The sequence below is a fragment of the Lacinutrix sp. MEBiC02595 genome (assembly GCF_053601555.1).
Map to the genome: position 1 here is coordinate 94,875 of NZ_JBSHNU010000201.1, position 25,346 is coordinate 120,220.

At 32.0% G+C, this 25,346-nt stretch carries 21 protein-coding genes; 9 read left to right on the plus strand and 12 right to left on the minus strand.

Annotation, left to right across the window (positions count from 1 at the left end):
* Window positions 1-169 precede the first annotated feature (169 nt).
* The gene (locus ACVCZW_RS06785) at window positions 170-733 is read left to right on the plus strand and encodes a hypothetical protein (RefSeq protein ID WP_452229392.1); all 564 of its coding nucleotides are present in this window, start codon (window positions 170-172) and stop codon (window positions 731-733) included.
* Window positions 724-1,188: a hypothetical protein gene (locus ACVCZW_RS06790; RefSeq protein WP_452231995.1), complete on the plus strand. Its 465-nt coding sequence runs from the start codon at window positions 724-726 to the stop codon at window positions 1,186-1,188. Before ACVCZW_RS06785 ends, ACVCZW_RS06790 begins: the two co-directional genes overlap by 10 nt.
* Window positions 1,189-1,276: 88 nt before the next feature.
* On the opposite strand, the gene purL is transcribed toward ACVCZW_RS06790, so the two are convergent.
* The 4 genes from purL to ACVCZW_RS06810 form a co-directional block, all read right to left on the minus strand.
* Entirely contained in the window at window positions 1,277-4,960 is a 3,684-nt protein-coding gene (purL, locus tag ACVCZW_RS06795; protein WP_452231996.1) for a phosphoribosylformylglycinamidine synthase, read from the minus strand.
* A 104-nt stretch (window positions 4,961-5,064) separates the two neighbouring features.
* Entirely contained in the window at window positions 5,065-5,544 is a 480-nt protein-coding gene (locus tag ACVCZW_RS06800) for a hypothetical protein (RefSeq protein ID WP_452229395.1), read from the minus strand.
* Between the two features lie 102 nt (window positions 5,545-5,646).
* On the minus strand, window positions 5,647-6,759 hold the full coding sequence (locus ACVCZW_RS06805) for an endonuclease (RefSeq protein ID WP_452231997.1): 1,113 nt from the start codon (window positions 6,757-6,759) through the stop codon (window positions 5,647-5,649).
* A gap of 8 nt (window positions 6,760-6,767) precedes the next feature.
* Window positions 6,768-7,982 carry an RsmB/NOP family class I SAM-dependent RNA methyltransferase gene (locus ACVCZW_RS06810; RefSeq protein WP_452229397.1) on the minus strand — a complete coding sequence of 405 codons (1,215 nt, stop codon included), beginning with the start codon at window positions 7,980-7,982 and terminating at the stop codon, window positions 6,768-6,770.
* Window positions 7,983-8,220: 238 nt separating this feature from the next.
* Here ACVCZW_RS06810 and ACVCZW_RS06815 point away from each other — a divergent pair, with 238 nt between their 5' ends.
* Both ACVCZW_RS06815 and ACVCZW_RS06820 read left to right on the plus strand, forming a co-directional pair.
* Window positions 8,221-10,515, plus strand: coding sequence for a CotH kinase family protein (locus tag ACVCZW_RS06815; RefSeq protein WP_452231998.1), 2,295 nt, complete (start codon window positions 8,221-8,223; stop codon window positions 10,513-10,515).
* Window positions 10,516-10,626: 111 nt separating this feature from the next.
* Window positions 10,627-11,685, plus strand: a complete 1,059-nt coding sequence (locus ACVCZW_RS06820) for a WD40/YVTN/BNR-like repeat-containing protein (protein ID WP_452231999.1) — start codon at window positions 10,627-10,629, stop codon at window positions 11,683-11,685.
* Between the two features lie 98 nt (window positions 11,686-11,783).
* Here ACVCZW_RS06820 and ACVCZW_RS06825 read toward each other — a convergent pair whose 3' ends face one another.
* The 7 genes from ACVCZW_RS06825 to ACVCZW_RS06855 form a co-directional block, all read right to left on the minus strand.
* Window positions 11,784-12,227 carry a sensor of ECF-type sigma factor gene (locus tag ACVCZW_RS06825; RefSeq protein WP_452232000.1) on the minus strand — a complete coding sequence of 148 codons (444 nt, stop codon included), beginning with the start codon at window positions 12,225-12,227 and terminating at the stop codon, window positions 11,784-11,786.
* Between the two features lie 10 nt (window positions 12,228-12,237).
* A complete protein-coding gene (locus ACVCZW_RS06830; protein ID WP_452229401.1) occupies window positions 12,238-12,735 on the minus strand; it encodes a hypothetical protein in 498 nt (165 codons plus the stop codon).
* Between the two features lie 42 nt (window positions 12,736-12,777).
* Window positions 12,778-13,320, minus strand: a complete 543-nt coding sequence (locus ACVCZW_RS06835) for an RNA polymerase sigma factor (RefSeq protein ID WP_452229402.1) — start codon at window positions 13,318-13,320, stop codon at window positions 12,778-12,780.
* Window positions 13,321-13,643: 323 nt separating this feature from the next.
* A complete protein-coding gene (locus ACVCZW_RS06840) occupies window positions 13,644-15,470 on the minus strand; it encodes an ABC transporter ATP-binding protein (RefSeq protein ID WP_452232001.1) in 1,827 nt (608 codons plus the stop codon).
* Window positions 15,470-17,200, minus strand: coding sequence for a phospho-sugar mutase (locus tag ACVCZW_RS06845; RefSeq protein WP_452232002.1), 1,731 nt, complete (start codon window positions 17,198-17,200; stop codon window positions 15,470-15,472). The genes ACVCZW_RS06840 and ACVCZW_RS06845 overlap by 1 nt, the downstream gene beginning before the upstream one ends.
* Before the next feature lie 52 nt (window positions 17,201-17,252).
* The gene (locus tag ACVCZW_RS06850; protein ID WP_452229405.1) at window positions 17,253-18,209 is read right to left on the minus strand and encodes a glycosyltransferase family 2 protein; all 957 of its coding nucleotides are present in this window, start codon (window positions 18,207-18,209) and stop codon (window positions 17,253-17,255) included.
* Between the two features lie 3 nt (window positions 18,210-18,212).
* A complete protein-coding gene (locus ACVCZW_RS06855; RefSeq protein WP_452229406.1) occupies window positions 18,213-18,728 on the minus strand; it encodes a DUF4199 domain-containing protein in 516 nt (171 codons plus the stop codon).
* Window positions 18,729-18,990: 262 nt separating this feature from the next.
* Here ACVCZW_RS06855 and ACVCZW_RS06860 point away from each other — a divergent pair, with 262 nt between their 5' ends.
* The 4 genes from ACVCZW_RS06860 (at window position 18,991) to ACVCZW_RS06875 (ending at window position 22,341) form a co-directional block, all read left to right on the plus strand.
* Window positions 18,991-19,242 carry a type B 50S ribosomal protein L31 gene (locus tag ACVCZW_RS06860; protein ID WP_055442355.1) on the plus strand — a complete coding sequence of 84 codons (252 nt, stop codon included), beginning with the start codon at window positions 18,991-18,993 and terminating at the stop codon, window positions 19,240-19,242.
* A 101-nt stretch (window positions 19,243-19,343) separates the two neighbouring features.
* Window positions 19,344-20,522, plus strand: a complete 1,179-nt coding sequence (locus ACVCZW_RS06865) for a GlmU family protein (protein WP_452232003.1) — start codon at window positions 19,344-19,346, stop codon at window positions 20,520-20,522.
* 26 nt (window positions 20,523-20,548) lie between these two features.
* Entirely contained in the window at window positions 20,549-21,466 is a 918-nt protein-coding gene (locus ACVCZW_RS06870; protein ID WP_452232004.1) for a hypothetical protein, read from the plus strand.
* A 155-nt stretch (window positions 21,467-21,621) separates the two neighbouring features.
* Complete coding sequence (locus tag ACVCZW_RS06875) at window positions 21,622-22,341, plus strand: lysoplasmalogenase (protein WP_452229409.1); 720 nt, start codon at window positions 21,622-21,624, stop codon at window positions 22,339-22,341.
* 4 nt (window positions 22,342-22,345) lie between these two features.
* On the opposite strand, the gene ACVCZW_RS06880 is transcribed toward ACVCZW_RS06875, so the two are convergent.
* A complete protein-coding gene (locus ACVCZW_RS06880; RefSeq protein WP_452232005.1) occupies window positions 22,346-23,968 on the minus strand; it encodes an ABC transporter substrate-binding protein in 1,623 nt (540 codons plus the stop codon).
* A gap of 44 nt (window positions 23,969-24,012) precedes the next feature.
* On the opposite strand from ACVCZW_RS06880, the gene mtaB reads away from it, so the two are divergent.
* Window positions 24,013-25,341, plus strand: a complete 1,329-nt coding sequence (mtaB, locus tag ACVCZW_RS06885) for a tRNA (N(6)-L-threonylcarbamoyladenosine(37)-C(2))-methylthiotransferase MtaB (RefSeq protein WP_452229411.1) — start codon at window positions 24,013-24,015, stop codon at window positions 25,339-25,341.
* Window positions 25,342-25,346: the final 5 nt, after the last annotated feature.

Sequence of the window (25,346 nt, forward strand, 5' to 3'; positions counted from 1 at the left end):
TTAGCGCCTTGTCGCTTTGATAACATTACCGAATTAGTATGATGATTTCTAACGGAAGCAAAAGAACTTTCAGTTGTGATAGTTCCTTTTTAAATTATACTTTTAAGTAATTAATAAGAAAGCCAAAACAGTAATATTACGTATTTTTGAAGTTTTTTAAATACAGATTATGATTAAAAAGCATGTAAAGAAGCTTTCTTTTATTTTAATAATAGTATGTCACTTAGGCTTTTTAGCCGCCATTTTATTTGAAAAACAGAATAATATTTTTATTTCCGCATTTGTTCTCTTGGCATTAATATTACTCCTCGTTACGTACAAAAAGACACCTTTAAGCGCAGGAAACCATAGTCTAGAACATGTGTTAACCATTGCGTTTGTGTTTTTTGGAGCTATTATAACGTATATTTTATCTGTTTCTTTTGGTTTGAGTAGTGTGCTGTCGGCAGGTTTGGTAGGTCTCGGCGTTAGTTTTATACCAGGTTTTTTTAAAAAGAATACTTTTATTCAAGGTATGCCCACCGCTGTTTATTGTGGTGCTTTTGTTGGTATGACAAATGTTAGTGTTGCTCCAGATTATATATTTATTACGCTGGCAAGTACGATTACTGGTCTACTTTTAGTTGGAACTAAAGATGCCTTTCATGGCGTTGGTGGTAAATTAGGAACTTTAGCTTTTGGAGGTGTTACACTTGCATTTTTTATTACATTTTTTATTTCGCAATGGATATAGCACATTTTATATTGCTTTTGGCAGGAGGTTTTTCTTCTATACTCACTTTTGTTTTACAAGTGAACTATAAACAAGGTGCTGTAAGGGCATCTGCTTTAGTTGGTGTTTTTGTTGGTATCTTTGTTTTAGTATTTCCTAAATTACTATCTCCTTATTTAACTACAAATTTACCATTAGTTTGTTTCGGTGCTTCCTTTATAGGTATGGTTTCTTCTAAAGTATTGTCTAATTATTTTTTAATTGGTATTTCAGGAATAGTATTCACTCTTATTTTTTTAAATACAAGTACTTATTTTCAGGGGTTTGGTGGCGGATTGGGATCTGCGGCATGTATCGCGCTTTTAGTGACTTTAAGTATTCCTATTTTGAAGAAAAAGGGAACGTTAAGCAATGGTTTTTTTCAACTTAGAAATCAAATGCGATCTAAAAAGAAAAGGAAGAATAAAAATAAATGAGAAACTGTTTGTTTTGAAGAACGGAAACAAAAAAAGCGATTTAAGATAAATTTCTTAAACCGCTTTATGATATCATAAGAACAAACTTTTATTTGTTTTCAATCCAATTTTTAGCATTTATAAATGCTTCTAGCCAAGGCGAAACTTCGTCCTTTCTGTTTTCTGGGTAATTCGCCCAGTTCCATTGAAAAGTAGAACGCTCAATATGTGGCATCGTTACTAAATGTCTTCCTGTTTTATCACAAAGCATTGCCGTGTTAAAATCGGATCCATTTGGGTTATGCGGATATTCTTCATATCCATATTTTGCAACAATGTTGTATTGGTTTTCGTTAAGCGGAAGATTAAATTTTCCTTCGCCATGAGAAATCCAAACACCCAATTTACTTCCTTCTAAAGAAGATAGCATTACCGAATTATTCTTTTGAATAGCTACTGAAGTAAAAGAACTTTCATGTTTATGAGAATCGTTATATGTTAGTTTTCCATGGGTTTCGTGCTCCGGATTTACTAATTCTAATTCCATCCAAAGTTGTGCACCATTACAAATACCAACAGATAAAGTATCTTTTCTTTTAAAGAAATTCTTTAAAGCAGTATTTGCTTTTTCGTTGTATTTAAATGCACCAGCCCAACCTTTTGCAGAACCTAAAACATCGGAATTAGAGAAACCTCCAACGGCACCAATAAACTGAATATCCTCTAAGGTTTCACGACCAGAAATTAAATCGGTCATGTGTACATCTTTTACATCAAAACCAGCTAAATACATCGCATTTGCCATTTCGCGTTCGGAGTTCGATCCTTTTTCACGAAGGATTGCAGCTTTTGGCCTCGAATGCGCAAGACCTGAATCCTTTTTGTCACTTCGAGCGGAGTCGAGAAGTCCTGTGAAGTGTTTTGGAAATGTATATTGTAAAGGTTGCTTTTTATAATTATCAAAACGATCTTGTGCTAAACCGTTTGCTGTTTGTTTTTGGTCGAGTAGGAAAGAGGTCTTGTACCAAACATCTCTTAATCTAGAAATGGTTAATGTGAAAACTTCCGCATTATTAATAATACTTAATGTATCGCTTTCTGTAACTTTTCCTATGTTGAAAAATGCAATATCAGCTTCAGTTAATACTTTTTCTACGGAAGCATCCGAAGATTGAAAAACAATTCCTGCATTTTCAGAAAAAAGTAATTTAATAGAATCTTTTTCCGCTAAATCAGACAAGTCTAATTCCGCACCAAGATTCGTGTCTGCAAAACATAATTCTAATAAAGTAGTAATTAATCCACCCGAAGCAACATCATGTCCCGCAACAATTTTGTCGTCTTTAATTAATTGCTGAATGGTATTGAATGTCTTTTTAAATTGTGCAGCATCTTTAATGGTAGGTGTTTCTTTTCCTACTTTGTTTAAAACTTGTGCAAAAGAACTTCCTCCTAATTTATAGTTGTCTTCAGATATGTTAATATAATAAATGTTTCCAGCGTTTTTCTTAAAAACAGGCTCTACCACTTTAGTGATATCGTTACAGTTTCCAGCTGCCGAAATAATTACGGTTCCCGGAGAAATAACATCTTCTGTAGGATATTTTTGCTTCATAGAAAGGGAATCTTTTCCTGTTGGAACATTGATTCCTAAGTCGATAGCAAATTCTGAAATAGCTTCTACAGCTTCATAAAGTCTAGCGTCTTCTCCTTCATTTTTACAAGGCCACATCCAGTTTGCAGATAATGAAATACTTTGCAATCCATCTTTTAAAGGCGCCCAAACTATATTGGTAAGAGATTCTGCAATAGCGTTTCTACTTCCAGCTTTCGGAGAAATTAATCCTGAAATAGGAGCGTGGCCAACCGACGTTGCAATTCCTTCTTTTCCTTTATAATCTAAAGCCATCACACCACAATTGTTAAGTGGTAATTGTAGTGGCCCTGCACATTGTTGTTTGGCAACTTTACCACCAACACAACGATCGACTTTATTTGTTAACCAATCCTTACAAGCAACAGCTTCTAATTGTAATACTTGATCCAGGTAGTTTAATATATTATCTGAATTATAGGTAACAGCATCATAATTTCTGTTCACCGTTTTATCTGTCATTATTGTTTTTGGGGAGCTACCAAACATATCCTCTAAAGCTAAATCCATTGGTTTTTTACCAGTAGTTTTAGATTCAAAAGTAAATCTATCATTTCCTGTAACATCTCCAACGGTATACATTGGCGAGCGCTCGCGTTCTGCAATTCTGCGAAGTGTATCTACGTGTTTTTCGGCAATAACTAATCCCATTCTTTCTTGAGACTCGTTACCAATAATTTCTTTTGCAGAAAGGGTTGGATCTCCAACAGGTAGTTTATCTAAATCGATGTTTCCACCAGTATCTTCAACTAGTTCTGAAAGACAATTTAAATGCCCTCCAGCACCATGATCGTGAATAGAAACAATAAAGTTTTCTTCACTTTCTACCATTCCACGAACGGCGTTTGCAGCACGTTTTTGCATTTCTGGATTAGAACGTTGTACTGCGTTAAGCTCGATACCGGAAGCAAATTCTCCAGTATCTGCACTAGAAACAGCAGCGCCACCCATTCCTATTCGGTAGTTTTCACCACCAAGAATAACAATTTTATCTCCAACTTTTGGTGTGTCTTTTAAAGCTTGTTCTGCTTTACCATATCCAATTCCTCCAGCTTGCATGATGACTTTATCGAAACCTAGTTTACGTGCTTCTTCTTCATGTTCAAAAGTTAGAACAGATCCGCAGATAAGTGGTTGACCGAATTTGTTTCCAAAATCGGAAGCACCATTACTCGCTTTTATTAAAATATCCATTGGCGTTTGATATAGCCAAGGACGTTCTTGCATTTTTTGTTCCCAAGGTCTTGCTTCTTCCAATCGAGAATAGGATGTCATGTAAACCGCTGTTCCTGCTAATGGAAGCGATCCTTTTCCGCCAGCAAGTCGATCTCTAATCTCTCCTCCAGAACCAGTGGCAGCACCGTTAAAAGGTTCAACAGTGGTTGGGAAATTATGGGTTTCTGCTTTAATAGAAATCACAGAATTGAAATCTGTAGTTTGATAAAAGTCTGGTTTATCTGCAGTTTTAGGAGCAAATTGTTCTACTCTTGGACCTTTTACAAAAGCGACATTATCTTTATATGCGGAAACAATATCATTAGGAAATTGTTTCGATGTTTCTTTAATTAATTTGAAAAGGGAATTTGGTTTTTCTTCACCATCGATGATAAATGTTCCGTTGAAGATTTTATGACGACAGTGTTCTGAATTGACTTGTGAGAATCCAAATACTTCCGAATCGGTTAGTGGTCTTCCAATTTTTTTAGAAACACCTTCTAAATAAGCAACTTCTTCCTCATTTAGGGCTAAGCCTTCCTGTTTGTTATAAGCAGCAATATCTTTAATGTTGAGAATAGCTTCTGGCTGAATATTTATGGTAAAAGAGTCTTGATTGATTCCTTTATATTTTTCAGAAATCATAGGATCGAATGCATCAAACGCTTCCGTAGATGCTATAAATTCTTCTATTCTTATAATATCTGTAATTCCCATATTTTGGGTAATTTCAACAGCATTAGTACTCCAAGGTGTTATCATGGCAGCTCGCGGACCAACAAAAAAAGCATCTAAAGATGCTTGTTCTATTTTGGACTGGTTGCCAAATAACCATGTCAATTTTGAAATGGTTTCGGTTGATAATTCTTTTGTTGCTTGAACAGCAAATAGTTTACTGTTTTGGTTTCCGAAGAAATGAATCATTATATAGTGGTTTGAGTGTTGTTTTTAAAGAAACAAATTTAGGTTTTTTAGTTAGAATTTTTCAGTAAAATTCATACTTAATTTTTGTTGGATAGAAAAAGAATTTATTCTAGAAACTTAAAACTGTTTGTTATTTTTTTACCTGCTTCTAAATCTATATTATAACAATATATCGTTGCTTCATAAGTAAGGCCTAGTTCTTTGTTAATAAAAGCAATAACATAAACAGGAGTATTTGTTTCTTCGAATGTATCATAAGCAATTACATAAAAAGCACTTTCTATATATGGCAAGAAAGCACCGTCTTTAATATCTTTTAAGCCTAAAAGTTTAGCGGTTAAATAAGCGCCATATTTTTGATGTTTTATAAAAGCGGGAGACTGTTCTTCTATAGGGATTATTTCAATATCTACGGCAAAGTTATTGTTTTCGTAACCTAATACCGTTTCTGCTTCGGTATCGTATTGTTCTAATACTTCTGGTGACGTAAAAGCTATTTTATACTTATCGGACTTTACATTGTACTGTGCGTTGCTAGTAGTGAATACTAAAAATAAAATAATAGAAGTTATAGTTTGTTTCATGTTTATTACCTTTTTAAGGTTGGTTAAAGATATAAAATCTATGTAGACAAAAAAAAGCGACACCAATTGGTGTCGCTTTAGTTATATCTTGTAGTCCAATGTTTAAGACTTAATTAATTTTTTAGTGGTACTTCCATTAGATGAAGTGAACTTTACTAAGTAAACACCTCTAGATAATCCAGAAATATTTAATTTGTTTTGACTAGTAGTAATGTTTTGCATTTTTATCTTTTTACCTAGAATATCGTAAACTTCTACCGAAAGGTTTTCTTTAGATGCAATAGTCACCGTATTTCCTTTTGATGGATTAGGGTACATTTTAATAGCATTTACCGTTTCAAACTCATCTACAGAAAGGTCATTTTGCCAAATATCAAAAATATATTCTGGATGATCAATGTATGGATTTCTATTATTTTGTCTACCAAATATAGCATTATTTCTATCTATCTCTCTAGGAGATACTGGGTCTTGTGAATGCCAAGTATAAAGAATATTTAAAAAGGTATCATCAAAAGCTTTACTAGCAGAACGATCAAACATGTCAAAAGAACCAAAACCAGTTAAACGATCTTCGTATCTAGTAACGAAGTAAAATATCATTCTTGCAATATCTCCTTTAAATTCGTCAATAGGTTCAAAAACAGTACTGGTGTATCCTGCAGAGTAACCAGAGTTTAAGTTGTTTCCTTTTTTAGTACCATTACTTGTTGTTAAAGTAGCATTGTTTACAACTCCAAAAGGTAAGTTTCCTCTTTGTCCATTAACATATTTATCTGAAGGAACAACAAAATGAGCGTCATGTCTCATTGGAGCATCTCCATCAAAAATATTTTGAGGTACAATGTGTTCTCTATTAAAACGTTGCCCTTCTGATGTTCCAGAAAAACCATCATCTTGTTGGGCGGATCCATAGGTGTATTCATAAGAGTCTGCACCAGATGGGTTTTCAGAATACATGTCTAAAAGAGTACCATTATTTTCATAATATATATCGATATCAGACAATTCAAAAGTACCATATAAATCATTGTAAGAAAGATTTATAGAAGTATACTCCGGACTTAATCCATCATTAGAGTTGTCAATGATTTGTTTTAATTGGGTCTTTAAAGTATAGCCAGATCCTGTTGCTGAGTTGTAATAATTAGAAGGTACCTGAGCAGAAACGGTAATAGTTACTAATAGTAATAATGCGGTGTAAAATTGTTTCATTCTGTAATTTATTTTTTCTTTTCTAATAGTGCCATATAGAATCCGTCGAAACCAGATTCGTGTGCTAGTATTTTTTTCTCTTTAACAAAGGTAAAGTCTTTACCCGATTCCGATTCTAAAAACGATTTAACTTGGTCTTGATTCTCAGAAGGTAAAATAGAACAAGTAGCGTATACTAATTTTCCGCCTGGTTTTACCATTCTAGAATAGGACCTTATAATTTCGGCTTGTGTTTTCTTTATTTTATCAATAAACTCTGGTTGTAGTTTCCATTTAGCATCTGGATTTCTACGTAAAACACCCAAACCAGAACAAGGAGCATCAATAAGAACTCTATCTGCTTTGTCGTATAATTTTTTAATTGGTTTTGTAGAATCTATTACACGGAACTCGATATTATGTGCACCTGCACGTTTTGCTCTTCGTTTTAGTTCTTTTAGTTTATTTTCATAAATATCCATTGCAATGATTTGCCCTTTGTTTTCCATAAGAGCAGCAAGATGAAGTGTTTTTCCACCTGCACCTGCACACGTATCTACAACTTTCATTCCTGGTTGTACATCTACAAATTCGGCAACTTTTTGCGAAGAACCGTCTTGTACTTCGAAAAATCCTTTTTGAAAAGCTTCTGTTGTAAAAACATTTGCTCTTTCTCTAAGTTTTAAAGCATCCGGATGATTGTTAACTGTATCGGTTTCTATGTCTAAGTCAAAAAGTTCTGCTTGTAATTTTTCCTTAGTCGTTTTTAGTGTATTGACGCGTAAAATCACATCCGCTTGTAGGTTTAAGGCTGATATTTCTTTAGTCCAAACGTTTTCTCCTAATTCTTTAGAAGCAATTTCGTCCATCCAATCTGGTACAGAAGCACCAATTTTTCTTATGTTGGAAAGTTCATCAAAACGACCTTTAATTTTTCTTGTCGGCGTGTTTTCAAAATATTTCCAATCTGGAAGCTTTATTCCTTTCAGGGTTGCCCAAACAGCAACTAAGCGCCAAACATCATCACGAGAAAAAGGTTCTTTTACTTCCGCTATTTCTGCGTATAAACGTTTCCAACGTACAATATCGTAAGTGGTTTCTGCAACAAAACCTCTGTCGCGACTTCCCCAACGTTTATCTCGTTTTAATAATTGTTGTACTACTTTATCTGCATACATGCCTTCGTTAAAGATTTGTAATAAACCATCAACAGTAGCAAAGCATAAATTTCTGTGTAATCTCATATATTCGTATTCGTTGTTCAAAAACAGAAATAACTATTTATTCCGATTGAACTTTTTAAAAGTTTGAAACGTGCAAAGGTATGATTTTAGAAATAATTATAATTATTTCTTGATCATTAATAGGTGTTAATTTTTACTTGTATTCTCTGTGATTGTGATTTTATGAAAATATTTTAGAACGTTGCGCAAGTTTTTTAACGATTAAGCATCTAAAGTAGGGTAACTAAAATATAAATAAATGAAACAACTAATTACTCTAACTATCTTTTTATTCGTTTTTATGACATCGTACTCGCAAGATTTGTACGATATAAACACGATTCAAACCATAGAAATAGAATTTGCAGAAAGCAATTGGGATGCTTTATTGGATGCCGAAAAAGCAGGAGATAATAACTATACAGAGGCTACATCTGTTACCATTAATGGGACTATTTTTAATCAAGTAGGTGTGAAATATAAGGGGAATAGCTCTTATAGTGCTAATCAAACTAAAAATCCATTTCATATAGAATTAGATACGTATGTGGATCAAGATTACCAAGGATATAAAGATATAAAATTGGCAAATGTGATGTTTGACCCTTCTTTTGTTAGAGAAACAATTGCTTATAATATTGTAAATCAATACATGGATGCGCCACAAGCGAACTATGCAAATGTGTATGTAAACGGAACTTTAATTGGCTTATATACCAATACGGAAGCTATTACTAAAACATTTATAAATAAACATTTTTACTCTAAGGATAATGCCTTTTTTAGCTGTAGTCCTCCCGATGGAGCAGGACCGCAAACTGCAACTTTGCCTAGTTTAGAATATTTAGGGACTAATTCTACTAGTTATGAGGATGCTTATGAAATTAAATCGGATGATGATACAGACCCAACGATTGCTGCTGCAGATTGGGATGAGCTTATTGAATTAACAAATATATTAGATAGTGATATCGCTAATATTGAAAATGTTTTAGATGTAGATATGGCTATTTGGATGCTTGCTCTAGATAATGTTTTAGTTAATTTAGATAGTTATATCGGACAGTTTAAACAAAATTATTATTTATATAAAGATGATAATAGCCAATTTAATGCTGTAATGTGGGATTTAAATATGTCTTTCGGTGTTTTTAGTATGACAGGAGAAAGTAGTAGTTGGCCAGGTGGACCAGGCGGACCAGGTGGAAGTTTAAATTCTACTACAGAGAAAGCACAGTTAGATCATTTATTACATGATGACGATACTGCTTTTCCTTTGTTTTCTAAACTAATGGAGGTTCCTAAATATAAAAGAATGTATTTAGCACATTATAAAACTATTTTAACAGAAAATATAAGTAATTCAAACTACTTAACATTAGCAAACGATTATCAAGCAATTATATCTAGTGCAGTAACAGCAGATACTAATAAGTTTTACACGGATGCACAATTTACGGGCAATTTAAATACAGATTATACGGTTGGTGGAAACACAGCTCCTGGATTAACAAATTTAATGGCTTCCAGAAGTACATATTTGTTAGCGCAAACAGACTTTACTAATTCGCAACCTGTTATTAGTAATGTGACTCCATCTGAAACGACACCATTAATTGGAGATGTAATATCTATAACTGCCAATGTTACAGATGTTAATGATGTATATATTGGATATAGAACAGATGAAACGCTTCCGTTTACAAAAGAGTTAATGATTACGGAAGGAGCGGATGCTTATAGTATAGATGTTACTGTGGATACCAATTATATGCAATATTATATCTATGCAGAAAACAATAATATTGGCGCCTTTTCTCCTGCTAGAGCAGAATATGAATTTTATACTATTGAAGCTACGTATCTAACATTAACACCTGGAGATCTTGTGATTAATGAAATTATGGCATCTAATGAAACAACAGTTATGGATCAAGATGGAGAATATGATGATTGGTTAGAATTGTACAATAATAGTGATGAAACATTAAGTTTAGATAATTTATATTTATCGGATGATGCAGATGATTTACTGGTTTGGCCATTTCCTTCCGGATTAACAATAGCACCAGATAGTTACTTAATTGTATGGTGTGATAAAGATGATGATCAAACTGGTTTGCATGCCGATGTAAAGTTTTCATCAGGTGGGGAAAGTGCCATATTATCCTATGCAAATGGTATCCTAATAGAGAACATTACTTTTGGAGCACAAACCGATGACATGGGCTACGCAAGAGTACCAAACGGAACAGGTGATTTTGCAATTCAGTTACCAACATATGCAGCAAATAACGAATCTCTATCTATAGACGAAGTAGATTTTAGTAATCATTTAAAGTATTATCCAAATCCTACAAGTAATACAGTAACTATAGCTAATAGTTCTTATTTAATTGAAACGATTAAGGTTTATAATATTCAAGGACAGTTATTGCTGGAAAACAAGCAAACGAACACCAATAATATTGTAATAGATTTCTCAGATTTTTCAAAAGGAATGTATATGGTTCATATTAATGCTAGTACCGTTTTAAAAATTATACGTAATTAGAAGTGGTTTAAAATCCTAATCCCTAAAGGATTTGATTAGTTTTGATTAATAGCAGGAGAAGCTTTATGATTATGTCATAAAGCTTTTCTATTTTTATGAAAATTTAATTTTATGAAAAATAGTATGCTTCTTGCAGTTGTTCTTTGTTTTTTGTTTTCCTGCGGAAAGAAAGAAGTTCCATTTAAAGTCCGAGATTATAAAACAGTGGAAATAAAAACCTTGTTAGCAGATTCTCTGTTAAATGTTCGAGCCTTAGAGATTGATCTTAATGGCTTTGGTTCTTTTGCTACGTCTAACGGAAAAATAGGAGGTATCGCTAAGAATGATACCGATGAAGAAGCTAGATTAACGTTTCAGCTAAAAGAAGATAGTATTACACCTAATTTTAGAGCACTAGCAGTTACAAATAATGCAGGATTTGTTTTAAGTATTGCTTCACCAACGCTTTTGTATAAAATAGATACAGATTCTTTAAAAATAGTATATAGAGAAAATCACGAAAAAGCATTTTATGATGCTTTAGATTTCTGGAATGACCAAGAAGGAATAGCAATTGGCGATCCTACAGAAGATTGCATGAGTATTATAATAACTCGTGATGGAGGAGATACTTGGAATAAATTATCCTGCGATATCTTACCAAAAGGAAAAGAAGGTGAAGCCGCTTTTGCAGCAAGTGATACTAATATTGCAATTGTGGGTGACAAAACGTGGGTAGCAACAGGAGGAAAAGCAAGCAGAATATTATTCTCGCCCGATAAAGGTAAAACTTGGGAGGTTTTTGAAACTCCAATAGTTCAGGGTTTAGAAACTACGGGAATGTATTCTGTAGATTTTTACGATGAAAATAATGGATTTGCAATAGGTGGTGATTATACCAAAGCTGCCGATAGTTCTGCAAATAAAATACGTACACAAGATGGCGGTAAAACTTGGCAGTTGGTTGCGCAAAACCAAAGTCCGGGTTATAGAAGCTGTGTGCAATATGTACCAAACAGTAATGCTAAAGGATTAGTGGCCATTGGTTTTAAAGGAATTGATTATAGTAGCGATGCAGGAAATACTTGGAAACATTTGAGTGATGAGGGCTTTTATACACTCCGTTTTTTAAATGACAGTACCGCTTATGCAGCAGGGGCAGGAAGAATTAGTAAATTGACTTTTAAATAGTTTTATTACAAAAAGTAGCAAAGTAATAGGGTTTGATTTAAAACAAAAACAGCCATTGTATATGACAATGGCTGTTTTTCTATATTAAGATTTCCAACCTAGTGTTTAGATTCTTTTCTTTTTTTGTACTCATTAAACATTTTTCGTTTAAAGTTGTCTTCCGTGTTTTTAAGGAGTAAAATTTGTTTTGCAGAAAGCACTTTTTTTAATGCTAACTTATAGTTTTCGTATGCGTTATTGCGTTTTGCGTTTAAAGCATCCAATTCATCTAATAGTTTTTGTGCTTCTGTTTCGGTTAAGGTTTCAAAATTAATATCTCTTTTTTTATTGTGATATTCGCTTCTTACACTTTGTTGTTGGGCTTCGTACCCATTATAAACTGGCCAAAACTTTTCAGCTTCAGAAGTAGATAGATTTAGGTTTTCTGTAATATAAGCCACTTTTAGCGCTTTAATTTTATCTTCTTTTTCTTGCCTGTCATTTTGTGAAAAAGCGGTAACAGAAAGAAATAATATAAATAATGTTATAATTGATTTTTTCATTGGTATTGTTTTATTCTGTATATAAATCGTTTAGTTCTAAATTATTGTTTAGGTAATCTTGCATCGCTTCCTCTGTAAAGCTAATACTATTAAAACCGTCTCCCTCTAAAAGCTCTATGTCGTTAAATAAAGTCGCTAAATCATTAGCGCTATAATCTTCATTAAGAACAAAATCTTCTACTGTTTCTGTAGATAGAGAAGCGTAGGTTACTTCTTTGTTTAAGGTAGGTAGATTAAACAACACGAAGATAGCTGCAGCTATACCTGATATGTAAATTAGGTTTCTTTTGTTAAATAACGGAATTACTTTTACCGATTTTTTTGTGCTAACCTTTGTTAAAATATCGTTTTCTATATTTTCAAAGTAATCTTTAGGGACAGTAAAACCAGGGTCTGAAACTTTTTCTTTTAAGTTTACATGACTTGTAATAGACGCTTCAAAGTTGTCCAAATAATCTTTTGGTACTTGGAATCCTGAATCTTTTATGTTGTTTAAATTTGTTTTCATCTTAAGTTTTAGACTCTTTTTTTTAGAAAAGGTTTAATTTAATTATTCTTTAGTTAAATAGTCTTCAATTTTCTTTGTTGCGATATGATAGGATGCTTTTAGCGCTCCTTCACTAGTTTCTAGTATTTCTGACATGTCTTTGTATTTAATATTTTGAAAATATTTCATATTAAAAACCAATTGCTGTTTTTCAGGAAGCGTTGCAATAGCTTCTTGTAGTTTTAATTGAATTTCATTGCCTTCAAAGTAGACATCCGATTGTAAATTGTTAATGGCTAGATCCTGGGTTTCTTGATTCGTTATATGTAATCGTTTTGCATTTTTATTTATATGTGTAATAGCTTCGTTAGTTGCTATTCTATACATCCAAGAGTAAATTTTACTATTTCCTTTAAAATTATCAATGTTTTTAAAAACCTTTATAAATGTGTTTTGGAGTACATCATCGGTGTCATCATGCGATTTTACTATATGACGAATGTGCCAATATAGTCGTTCTTTATATTGTGTTACCAACTCTTTAAAAGCTTGCTCTTTAGAGTTTTTAGACTTTAGTTGTTGTAAAAAAACGGTTTCGTTTAACACAGAATCTATTTGGTTTATACTTTTTAGACTGATTAATTTACAAATAGTTTAAAAAAGAATCTTGTTTTTATTTAAGTTATAAAAATGATTATTTTTTTACCGTATTGTAATTAACTGTTAATCAGTGTTTTATTGTTGTTAAATACGATTAAATGCATTTTTCGCATGACGAAATGCATATTTTTTTTGGTTGGTATGTTTATTTAATATATATTTACGCCAACAAACCTACTTAATGTTAGTCGCCCCAAGTCTAACATAAACAAAAAAAAGCTAGAATTTCTTCTAGCTTTTTTATTTTATTTTTTTTGAGATTTAATAATCTATTCGAAACTTTGCATTTCTACTAGTTTTCTATATACACCGTTTTTATCCATAAGCTCTCTGTGCGTACCTTGTTCTGCAATTTCCCCTTTTTGCATGACTAGAATTTGATCGGCATTTTGAATAGTAGAAAGTCTATGTGCAATTACAATAGAGGTTCTATTTTTCATCATGTTTTCTAGAGCTACTTGCACTAAGCGTTCGCTTTCTGTGTCTAAAGCAGAAGTTGCTTCATCTAAAATCATAATAGGAGGATTCTTTAAAACAGCACGAGCAATACTTAAACGTTGTTTTTGTCCGCCAGAAAGCTTCCCTCCAGAATCTCCAATATTGGTCTCTATTCCTTTTGGTAGGTCTTTAACAAACTCCCAAGCATTAGCAATTTTTAAAGCATCAATAACTTCTTCGTCTGTAGCGTTTGGATCTCCTATTAATATGTTATTCTTTACGGTTTCATTAAATAGAATAGAATCTTGTGTTACTAAACCTATTAAGCTTCGTAAAGATTTTTTAGTAAGGTTTCTTATATCTTCTCCATCAATAGAAATACTACCTTCATTTACATCATAAAAACGTGTAACAAGATTGGCAATGGTAGATTTACCAGATCCAGATTGACCAACAAGCGCTACTGTTTTTCCTTTAGGAACGTTTACGGTAAAGTTTTTAAGGACTAAATCATCTTCATATTTAAAAGAGATGTTGTTGATATCTATCGCTTTTGTGAATTCTGTTTTAAGGATTGCATTTGGTTTATCTTCAAGAACAGAAGGTGTTTCAATAATTTCTAAGACACGATCTGCAGCAGCATTACCTGCTTTTACTTTATAACTAGCTTTACTAATTGCTTTAGCAGGAGTTAATATTTGATAGGCCAAAGCCATATAAGTGATAAATGCACCTCCAGAAAGACTTTTATCGATTAATACCATGCTTCCTCCGTACCATAATAAAGCTGCAATAGTAGCAATACCTAAGAATTCACTGGTAGGTGAAGCTAAATTTTGGCGGTTTAGCAAAGTATTTGAAAAGTGATAAAATCGGTTAGTGGATTCTTGAAATCTGTTATTAAAGCGTTCTTCCGCATTAAAGCCTTTTATTACTTTAAGTCCGCTTAATGTTTCTTCTAAAGTAGATAAAAAGACGCCTTGTTCTTGTTGTACTCTTCCTGATTTTTTCTTTAAACTTTTTCCAATTCTAGATATTATAAATCCTGCAACTGGTATAAATAGGAAAACAAAAATAGTTAGTTTCATAGAAATTGTAAACATGGTTACAATAGCAAAAACAATAGTTAATGGTTCTTTTATAATGAGTTCTAAAACTGCCAATAAAGAGTTTTTAACTTCGTTTACATCTCCAGAAATACGCGCAATGATATCCCCTTTTTTCTTTTCAGAATAATAGGAAATAGGCAGTGTTAGCACTTTATTATAAATAGAATCTCTTAAATCTTTTAAAACACCGTTTCTTAGAAATGTAATGAAAAAAAGCGCGAGATAATTGAATATATTTTTAAGTAAAAACAAACTAATGATTAAAATAATCATGTATAATAAGGTACGTTGAGCACCTTCGTTTTGGTTTGTTATGGTTACAAAATAATTTAAGTAATCTTCTCCAAAAGATTTTAATTCTCTTATGCCTTTATAAACCGGTTTTATGTATAGTTTTTTAGTTTCACCAAACAATACATTTATCATTGGCATTAAGGATACCATAGCTAATGTGCTAAATAAAGCATAAAGCACATTAAAGAAAATGTTTAGGTATCCGTATTTTTTATACGGAATTATAAATGGAGCAATTTTTTTTATATAATCCATTAATTAAGCTTCAAGTCTTTTAATATAGCATCAATTTTTGAAGCTAATTCATTTTGTTTTGAAATAAAATCCGAAGCGTTTTCTAGAGTCGTATTCACACTTATATAGAATTTGATTTTAGGTTCTGTTCCACTTGGTCTTAAAGCTATTTTACTTCCATCTGCTGTGTAATAAATAAGCACATTCGATTTAGGGATAGTAATAGCAGTTTCTTTTCCAGAAATGACATCTTTCGTTATAGATAATTGATAATCTTCAATCTTGGTAACTTTAGAACCATTTACTTCTTTTAAAGGATTTTCTCTGGCATCAATCATCATTTGTTTGATTTCTTGCGCGCCTTCTATTCCTTTTTTAGTGATAGAAATTAAATGTTCTTTATATAAACCATGCGCTACATAAAGTTTTATTAGTTCTTTATATAAAGTGCTTCCGTTTGCTTTTGCTTGTGCAGCTATTTCAATAGCCAATAGTGAAGATGTATTGGCGTCTTTATCTCTTACAAAATCACCAACCATAAAACCAAAGCTTTCTTCGCCACCACCAATAAAATCTAGGTTAGCATAGTCTTTTATTAATTTAGCAATCCACTTAAAGCCTGTTAATACAATTTTACAATCTGTAGTATAGCTTTTTGCTAAAGCTGCAATCATTGGTGTAGAAACAATAGTAGTTGCAACAAATTCGTTTCCTTTTAATTTATTGTTGTTTTTCCATTGTTTTAATAGAAAATCGGTCATCAATACCATGGTTTGATTCCCGTTTAGAATAAGCATCTTTCCATCTAAATCTCTAACCGCAACACCAAGTCTATCTGCATCGGGATCTGTACCAATTACAATATCTGCATTTGTTTTATCTGCTAATTCTAAAGCCATTTTTAAAGCTTCAGGTTCTTCCGGATTTGGAGATTTCACGGTTGGGAAATCGCCATTAGGAACGCGTTGTTCTTCAACAATATGTACATTTTTATAACCAGCTCTTTCTAGTGTTTCCGGAAAAATGGTAATCGATGTTCCGTGTAAGGATGTAAATACAATGTTTAAATCTTCTTTCGCTTTCGCGGAAGTATTAAAGCTTCCGTTTTTAATCGATGCATCAATAAAAACGTCATCGACTTCTTTACCTATGTATTTTATTAAATCTTCGTTTGCTTCAAATTTAATTTCCGCATAGTCTAGATTATTAATTTCGTTTATAATTTCTGAATCCTGTGGCGGAACTAGTTGTCCGCCATCTTGCCAATATACTTTGTAGCCATTGTATTCTGGCGGATTATGAGATGCGGTTAAAACAATTCCGCTATGACAGTTTAAATGTTTTAAAGCAAAAGAAAGTTCTGGAGTAGGGCGTAAGTCTTCAAATAAAAATACTTCTATATCATTTGCAGAAAATACATTTGCTACTATTTTTGCTAAGGATTTACTGTTGTGTCTACAATCAAAAGCGATGGCAACTTTTAGTTTTTCACCAGGGAATGCTTGGTGTAAGTAGTTGCTTATACCTTGTGTATTTCTACCAAGTGTAAATTTATTAATTCTGTTCGTACCAATTCCCATAACACCGCGCATGCCGCCAGTACCAAATTCTAAATCTTTATAAAAAGATTCTTTTAGTTCTTTTGGGTTGGTAGCAATTAGGTCTTTTATATATGCTTGGGTTTCGCCATCAAAAGCAGGAGTTAACCATTTGTTTACTCTGTTCAATAATTCTGGTTCAATGTGTATCATATTATATGTATCATTATTATGCAAAAATACGGAAATACTAAAAGGGTAAAGATTAAATAGTAGCCAAATTAATTTCCTCTTTAACTAAATATCGTTTTTTGCCTTCTTTTGTTCTTAAAATAATTTCACCTAAAAAACCTGCCACAAAAAATTGTGTACCAATAATCATGGTAACTAAAGAGATATAAAATTGCGGACGTTGGGTTATTAGTCTTCCTGTTGGATTTAAAAAGAGTTTGTCTACACCTAAATATATAGCGAAGCCAAAACCAATAGCAAACATTATAAACCCTAAAGCACCAAAGAGATGCATTGGTCTTTTTCCAAATCTAGATAAAAACCAAATGGTAATTAAATCTAGAAAACCATGTATAAATCGGTCCATACCAAATTTTGTTTCCCCATATTTTCTTGCTTGATGTTGTACTACTTTTTCACCAATTTTAGTAAAACCAGCATTTTTAGAAAGTACCGGAATGTAACGATGCATTTCACCATTTACATCTATGTTTTTTACCACATCATTATGATAGGCTTTTAAACCGCAATTAAAATCATGAAGTGAAACACCAGAAGTTTTACGAGCCGCCCAATTAAATAATTTGGATGGTAGGTTTTTAGAAATAACAGAGTCGTATCGTTTCTTTTTCCAACCAGAAACCAAATCGAAACCGTCTTTAACAATCATGTTATAGAGTTCTGGTATTTCATCGGGATTGTCTTGTAAATCGGCATCCATTGTAATCACAACGTTTCCTTTAGCTTTTTCAAAACCAGCATGTAATGCTTGGCTTTTTCCAAAGTTTTTTAAGAATCTAATGCCTTTTACATTGGTGTCTTTTTGGGATAGTTGCGAAATAATTTCCCAAGAACTATCGGTACTACCATCATCAATAAAAATGATTTCATAAGAAAAATGATTGGAATGCATAACTTTTGCAATCCAATCATGTAACTCTGTTAAAGACTCTTGTTCGTTAAGTAGTGGTATGACTACTGATATATTCATGTATTATGCTTCTTTTTTCATTACTAATCCGCCAATAAGAGAATATATTAGACCAAAAAAAGCACTTAAAGCAATCCAAAAAGCACTTCCTAATAATGGATTAGAGAATTTTTTAATCATTACCATTTGTTGATCTACTAGTTCTTCCGTTAAATTAGGATTCTCTAAAAGTTTGTCTCTAGTTGCTTCCATAGCTAAACCTTGAAATTCTGGATCTATAATGTAATTGAAAATTAATCCGTAAACCGCAAATACTATTGCGCTAATAACGGCGATTAATAAACCTATTTTAATAGCTGATCCTAAACTCAAAAGATTAGCATTACTTTTTTTGTATTGGTTAATGGCATAAATAATTACCGTAGGAAATATTATATAATAGATATACATTGGCCATTGTTCCCCTTTAAGTTGTAAACCTGTTACATACATTAAAACAGAAATTAGAATTAATATTAGACCTAATACTAATCCGTAATTCTTAGCAAAACTGCCAACTGATACATTTTGTGATTCCATAATTATTTTTTGGTTTTTTAGTTTATAGAATTGTTAGTAAACAAATATAACAAAACGTTACATTTTATTCCCACGAAAGTGGGAATCTTAATAAAATTAAGCAATATTTGTATAATAGAAAGACGTAATCTTATTCCTTTGAAATGGCTTGTTTTTAGGTTTTAATAATTTAATTGAATAATTTTCGTAAAAAGTATTGTGCATTAGTAAAAAATTCTTAAATTTGCACCTCAAAATTAGTAAGAAATTAAAGCATTTAGCGATGAGAAAAGGTATACATCCAGAAAATTATAGATTAGTAGCGTTTAAAGATATGTCAAATGAAGATGTGTTTTTAACTAAATCTACTGCAAATACGTCAGAAACTTTAGAAGTTGATGGTGTTGAATATCCATTAGTAAAAATGGAAATTTCAAGAACATCTCACCCGTTTTACACAGGTAAATCTAAATTAATAGATACAGCTGGACGTATTGATAAGTTCAAAACTAAATACGCTAAGTTCAAAAAATAATTTAGCTTATAGATATTTTATTAAAGCCTTTCAAAATATTGAAAGGCTTTTTTGTTTTTAATATTTAAACTACTTTTGATTTATACTTAAATTTTAGAAAAATGAATTACATTCTTTTTGATGGTCCTTCTCGTAATCAGTTACTTCCATTTACATATACGCGCCCAGTTGCAGACATTCGTGTAGGTATTTTAACGATTAGAGAAAAATGGGAAAAGCATTTAGGTTCTACAACCACTACAATTACGGAAGATTATTTATCTGAAAAATATCCAATGGTTGAAATGGAAGAAAATGTAATGATTAACGCTTCTTATCTTCCAGATTATGAATTGGTGGAAATGATTAAAGCTTTAGAAGAAAATCAAGCCATTTTTAATGACGAAGAAGTGATTGCTTTTTTCATTAAAGAAGCCCAAGAAGATATAGATTTAAGTACTTACGATGCTATTGAGTATAATCAAGAAATATTAAAAATCGAAAATACTTGGGATATATTCTCTAAAAACGGAGAAGCAATTCAAGAAGACTTTGAGTTTTTAACCAAAGGGAGAAAGTCACAACCAATACCGAGTTCTAATAATATAATAGGAGCAGAAAATATTTTTATAGAAGAAGGAGCAAAATTAGAGTTTGCAACTTTAAACGCTAGTTCTGGGCCAATTTATATTGGAGAAGATGCAGAAATTATGGAAGGAAGTATTATTCGTGGCCCTTTTGCATTATGCTACCATGCAACCGTTAAAATGGGTGCCAAAATTTATGGTCCAACAACAGTAGGACCACATAGTAAAGTTGGTGGTGAGGTTAATAATTCTGTGCTTTTTGGCTATTCTAATAAAGGACATGATGGCTTTTTAGGAAACTCTGTTTTAGGCGAATGGTGTAATTTAGGAGCAGATACAAACAATTCTAATTTAAAAAATAATTACGCAGAAGTTAGACTCTGGAGTTATGAAACGGAAGGTTTTGCAAGAACAGGTTTGCAGTTTTGTGGGCTTATGATGGGAGATCACAGTAAATGTGGTATTAATACCATGTTTAATACTGGCACAGTTGTTGGAGTTTGTGCAAATATATTTGGAAGCGGTTTTCCAAGAAATTTTGTGCCAAGTTTTTCCTGGGGAGGAAATAGCGGTTTTACAACATACTTAACTAAAAAAGCTTTTGAAGTGGCTTCTGTAGTTATGTCTAGAAGAGATATTGACTTTACAGAAGAGGATAAAGCAATTTTAGAGCATGTTTTTGAAGACACTAAAAAATGGCGAAGTAGTTATTAAGTTATTTACTATTGTACTAATTATTTATGAGAAATACATTTTGGGTTTGTTTTATAGTGCTTTCATGCATTACTATTAAAGGGGTTGCGCAAAACGGTACAATTAAAATTGTTAATTTAGAAGTTAATGATGAAAACAATCACTTTGGAGTTTCTTATTTAGAAGATAACAAAATTGTTTTTACATCTAATCTATTAAACAAAAGAGGGAAACAAGAATTCCTTAATGATACACCATTAGTAACTTTATATCAAGGTGAAATAGATGGGGAAGGAGAAATTATTAATGTTGTTCCCTTGCCAAGTAAGTTCAATCGTTCTGCTTTTAATATGTCAGCGTCCGCTTTTTATACTACAGATAAAAAATACATTGCGATTACTACCAATGTTTATAATACAACAAGAAACGCTAATTTATCCCAAAAAGCTTCTAAATTACGAATTGAAATAGGTGAATATGTAGAAGGTATTGGGTGGACAAATTTTAAAGTACCATCTTTTTGTAATCCAAGATCTTCTTATGGTCATCCTGCCGTTAGTCCCGATGGTAAGTACATGTATTTTGTGTCTACTATGCGTGGTACTCTTGGTGGTACAGATATTTTTAGAGTTACTATTAATGAAAATAATGTATTTGGAAAACCAGAAAATTTAGGTTCAAAAGTAAACACTAGAAAAAAAGAACTTTTTCCGTTTATAGGAAAAGATAATGCGCTATATTTTTCATCGAATAGACCAGAAGGAAAAGGGAAGATGGATATTTATAAAAGTGAATTTCTTGAAGATGGTACTTTTGGTGAAGCACAGTTATTAGAAGAACCTATAAACTCAAAGTATGATGATTATAGTTTTATGCTTAATGACGACTTAAAATCGGGTTACTTTTCTTCCGCTAGGCCAAAAGGAAAAGGAGGAGATGATTTGTATTATTTCTTCACCAATTAGTGCTTCCAATGCGTTGTTTCTTTTAGTATTTTATATATAATAATTCTAAATTAATTGATTTTTTTTATTTTTAGATAGGTAGTTATTGTTTTTTGGTTTAAGTTGCTGTAAATTAAGTCCCAAAGCTTAAAATAATACTTAGCCATTACATATTTATGTTTATTTTAAAAAATAAATTATACTTTTCCGTTCTATATTTTTCCATTCTTATAATTGATATAATAGTAAAATTAGGACTGGATACCATTCCTTTTCGATTTATTACCAAGCCTTTAATAGTGATTTCTTTAGCTTTGTTTTATTGGATTAATGCTAAAGAAAATTCTAAGAAAAAGTTTGTTTTCATGATTTTAGCCTTATTCTTTTTTCTTTTAGGAGATATCTTTTTAATATTTAAAGACGTTTCTTTTCTTTTTTCTTTAGGAATGTTAGGTTTTATTTTGGGAAAACTGTTTTATACTTTTAGATTTTCTAATCAAAATGATTTTAAATTAGTTAGACTACTTCCAATCGTTGTTTTTTGCTTTGTTTACATATTTGTTGTGTTAAATATTATATATGATAATTTAGGGAAGTATTTTTTTCCTGTCTTAATTTACTTGTTTGTAGCAATGCTTACCTTGCAATTTGCTTATTTAAGAAAATCTGGAGTAGATACTAAAAGTTACTTAACGGTTGGTATTGGAATTTTATTTTCTGTTATGGCAGATTCTATAGCCGTTTTAGCGCAGTTCTATCATAATAACTTTTTTTATGATTATATAACGGTTATCTTATTCTATGGTATTTCCCAATATTTAATCGTAATGGGTATTATTGAAGAAAAAAATAAAACAGAAAATAGCTTTTATGAAGATGTTAGATTAGGAATCTAATGGATTAATTTTTAGATACTTGTTTTAATTCTAATAAATTAATTGGATTTATACCCAAGCCATGTACTTCTTTTCTTGTAAAACGTACCACTTCATCATAAAACATAGCAATTATAGGAGATTCTTGCATTACTAAAGAATCCATTTTAGCATATAGTTTTTCTCTGTGTAAAGTATTTGTTTCCGTAAAAGCTTGTTCATACCAAAGGTCAAATTGCTCGTTTTTAAAATGGGTGTAATTCGGTCCGTTTGGCGCAAAATTCTTGCTGTAATATAACGAAAGGTAATTTTCTGCATCCGGATAATCGGCGACCCAACTCGCTCTAAACATGTCAGTTTTTCCATTCGCCTTTGCTTCTTTTAAGGCAGAAGCAGGAACCACATCTACCTTAATATTTAATCCTGTTTTTTTTAGCTCTCTTTGAATATATTCACAAAAGCTTAAATAATTTCCAGTGGTAGTAAGTGTTATCTCCGGATTTTTGTTTCCGGTTTCCTTTATATATTGTGCAACCAAATTTCTTGCCTTTTCTGGCTGATAATTATAACCAGTATTCGCATTATAACCAGGGAGTCCTTTCGGAATAAAACCACCATTTGCAGGAATACCAATCCCATTTCTTAAATAGGTCATCATTTTCTTTCTGTCAAAACCATAATTTACAGCTTGTCTAAGGATTTTAGATTGTATTTCTATGGCATCACTTTCCATGTAAAAACCAAGATATTCTGTGTTTAAATATGGACCGCGAATCATATGAACATCAGCAGCGTATAACTCACGAAGTGTACCAGTAGCCGTTAAAATTTCATCTTTATACGAAGCGTCTAAGCCAGATACAAAATCTAAATTTCCTTGCGCAAATTGTAAAAATTCACTTTGCTTATCAGGCAAAAAAGTAATAGCAACTGCTTCCAGATAGGGCAAGGTGTATCCTTCAGCATCTTTTTCAAAATAATTGGAATTCTTTCTAAAAACGAGTTTAATATTTTCTTCCCAACGTTTAAAGACAAAAGGACCAGTTCCAATTGGGTTTGCTCTAAAGTCACTACCATAATGAGTAACAATCTCTTTTGGTACTACAGAACAATATTTCATGGTAAGCAATCCTAAAAAAGCAGGAAAAGGTTGTTTTAATTGTATCTGAAAAATCGAATCGTTTATAGCTTTAAAATTTTCGACTTTATTTAAAACCCAACTTCCAGACGAGGCTACTTTTTTATCTTTTAGACGATTTAAGCTGTATTCAAAATCATCAGCTATAACAGTTCTAGTAGAATCTTTTCCAAAAAGAATATGTTTATGAAAATTTACATCCTCGCGAAGTGTAAAAGAGTAGGTAAGGGCATCGGGAGAAATAGACCAACTTTTAGCAATACAAGGTTGCACGTTTAAGTCTTCATCCATTTGTACTAAACCATTAAAAAGTTGATTAATGGCCCAAATATCGGCATTGTCTTTCGCAAAAGCCGGATCTAAAGAACCAATATTTTTATGTTCGTTATATCTAAATACAGAAGATGTATTATTTGTGTTTTCTTGACAAGAGTATAATACAAAAACACCAAAAAATAATGCGTACTTATTCAAAGTAACTTTTATAAAGAGTTTAATCTGTTTTAACATATAGTTTATTAGTTGTAAATTTGCAACTTGGTAAAAATACAAGAATGAACGTTACTAAAAAAGTCGCATTTTATACTTTAGGTTGTAAACTTAATTTTTCGGAAACATCTACTATCGCAAGAAACTTTAACGATGAAGGTTTTGATCGCGTAGATTTTAAGGAAAAGGCGGATATATATGTGATTAATACATGTTCTGTAACAGAAAATGCAGACAAACGATTTAAAACGATCGTGAAACAAGCGCAAAAGAGTAATCCAGATGCCTTTGTTGCGGCAGTAGGTTGTTATGCACAGCTTAAACCACAGGAGTTGGCAGATGTGCATGGTGTCGATTTAGTGCTCGGTGCCACCGAAAAATTTAAAATCACAGATTATATAAATGATCTTTCTAAAAATGATTTTGGAGAAGTGCATTCTTGCGAAATTGAAGAAGCAGACTTTTATGTGGGTAGCTATTCTATTGGCGACAGAACACGTGCTTTTTTAAAAGTACAAGATGGTTGTGATTATAAATGTACTTATTGTACCATTCCTTTAGCACGAGGTATTTCTAGAAGTGATGAACTTTTGAATGTACTTAAAAATGCAAAAGAAATTTCAGAAAAAGGTATTAAAGAAATTGTACTTACCGGCGTTAATATTGGTGATTATGGTAAAGGGGAATTTGGTAATAAAAAGCATGAACACACGTTCTATGAGCTTGTTCAGGCGTTAGACCAAGTAGAAGGTATAGAGCGTTTACGTATTTCTTCTATCGAACCTAATTTACTTAAAAATGAAACCATAGATTTTGTTGCTAAAAGTAGAACTTTTGTTCCTCATTTTCATATTCCTTTGCAAAGCGGAAGCAATGAGATTTTAAAACTAATGCGAAGAAGATACATGAAAGAATTGTATGTAGATCGCGTTAGCAGAATAAAACAAGTGATGCCACATGCGTGTATTGGTGTGGATGTAATTGTTGGTTTTCCTGGTGAAACAGACGACATGTTTTTAGAAAGCTATAACTTTTTAAATGAACTAGATATTTCTTATTTACACGTTTTTACGTATTCGGAAAGAGATAATACCGTTGCAGCTACTATGGAAGATGAAGTACCTAAAAACGTGCGAGCAAAACGTAGTAAAATGTTACGTGGTTTGTCTGTAAAGAAAAGAAGAGCATATTATGAAAGCCAGATTGGTAGTTCTAGAAGGGTTTTATTTGAAAGTGAGAATAAAGAAGGATATATTCATGGTTTTACAGAAAACTATGTAAAAGTGAAAGCACCTTGGAATCCTGAATTAGTAAATACATTACAAGACGTAACACTTACTAAAATTGATGATGACGGAATAGTACGGTTTGATTTTATAAAAGAATTGGTATAAAAAAA

Coding starts and splice junctions, on each gene's coding strand:
- ACVCZW_RS06820 (WP_452231999.1), top strand. CDS start 10,627: ATGAAAAATAGTATGCTTCTTGCAGTTGTTCTTTGTTTTTTGTTTTCC.
- ACVCZW_RS06785 (WP_452229392.1), top strand. CDS start 170: ATGATTAAAAAGCATGTAAAGAAGCTTTCTTTTATTTTAATAATAGTA.
- ACVCZW_RS06790 (WP_452231995.1), top strand. CDS start 724: ATGGATATAGCACATTTTATATTGCTTTTGGCAGGAGGTTTTTCTTCT.
- ACVCZW_RS06810 (WP_452229397.1), bottom strand. CDS start 7,982: ATGAGATTACACAGAAATTTATGCTTTGCTACTGTTGATGGTTTATTA.
- purL (WP_452231996.1), bottom strand. CDS start 4,960: ATGATTCATTTCTTCGGAAACCAAAACAGTAAACTATTTGCTGTTCAA.
- ACVCZW_RS06860 (WP_055442355.1), top strand. CDS start 18,991: ATGAGAAAAGGTATACATCCAGAAAATTATAGATTAGTAGCGTTTAAA.
- mtaB (WP_452229411.1), top strand. CDS start 24,013: ATGAACGTTACTAAAAAAGTCGCATTTTATACTTTAGGTTGTAAACTT.
- ACVCZW_RS06830 (WP_452229401.1), bottom strand. CDS start 12,735: ATGAAAACAAATTTAAACAACATAAAAGATTCAGGATTCCAAGTACCA.
- ACVCZW_RS06825 (WP_452232000.1), bottom strand. CDS start 12,227: ATGAAAAAATCAATTATAACATTATTTATATTATTTCTTTCTGTTACC.
- ACVCZW_RS06865 (WP_452232003.1), top strand. CDS start 19,344: ATGAATTACATTCTTTTTGATGGTCCTTCTCGTAATCAGTTACTTCCA.
- ACVCZW_RS06855 (WP_452229406.1), bottom strand. CDS start 18,728: ATGGAATCACAAAATGTATCAGTTGGCAGTTTTGCTAAGAATTACGGA.
- ACVCZW_RS06850 (WP_452229405.1), bottom strand. CDS start 18,209: ATGAATATATCAGTAGTCATACCACTACTTAACGAACAAGAGTCTTTA.
- ACVCZW_RS06875 (WP_452229409.1), top strand. CDS start 21,622: ATGTTTATTTTAAAAAATAAATTATACTTTTCCGTTCTATATTTTTCC.
- ACVCZW_RS06870 (WP_452232004.1), top strand. CDS start 20,549: ATGAGAAATACATTTTGGGTTTGTTTTATAGTGCTTTCATGCATTACT.
- ACVCZW_RS06840 (WP_452232001.1), bottom strand. CDS start 15,470: ATGGATTATATAAAAAAAATTGCTCCATTTATAATTCCGTATAAAAAA.
- ACVCZW_RS06815 (WP_452231998.1), top strand. CDS start 8,221: ATGAAACAACTAATTACTCTAACTATCTTTTTATTCGTTTTTATGACA.
- ACVCZW_RS06800 (WP_452229395.1), bottom strand. CDS start 5,544: ATGAAACAAACTATAACTTCTATTATTTTATTTTTAGTATTCACTACT.
- ACVCZW_RS06845 (WP_452232002.1), bottom strand. CDS start 17,200: ATGATACACATTGAACCAGAATTATTGAACAGAGTAAACAAATGGTTA.
- ACVCZW_RS06880 (WP_452232005.1), bottom strand. CDS start 23,968: ATGTTAAAACAGATTAAACTCTTTATAAAAGTTACTTTGAATAAGTAC.
- ACVCZW_RS06805 (WP_452231997.1), bottom strand. CDS start 6,759: ATGAAACAATTTTACACCGCATTATTACTATTAGTAACTATTACCGTT.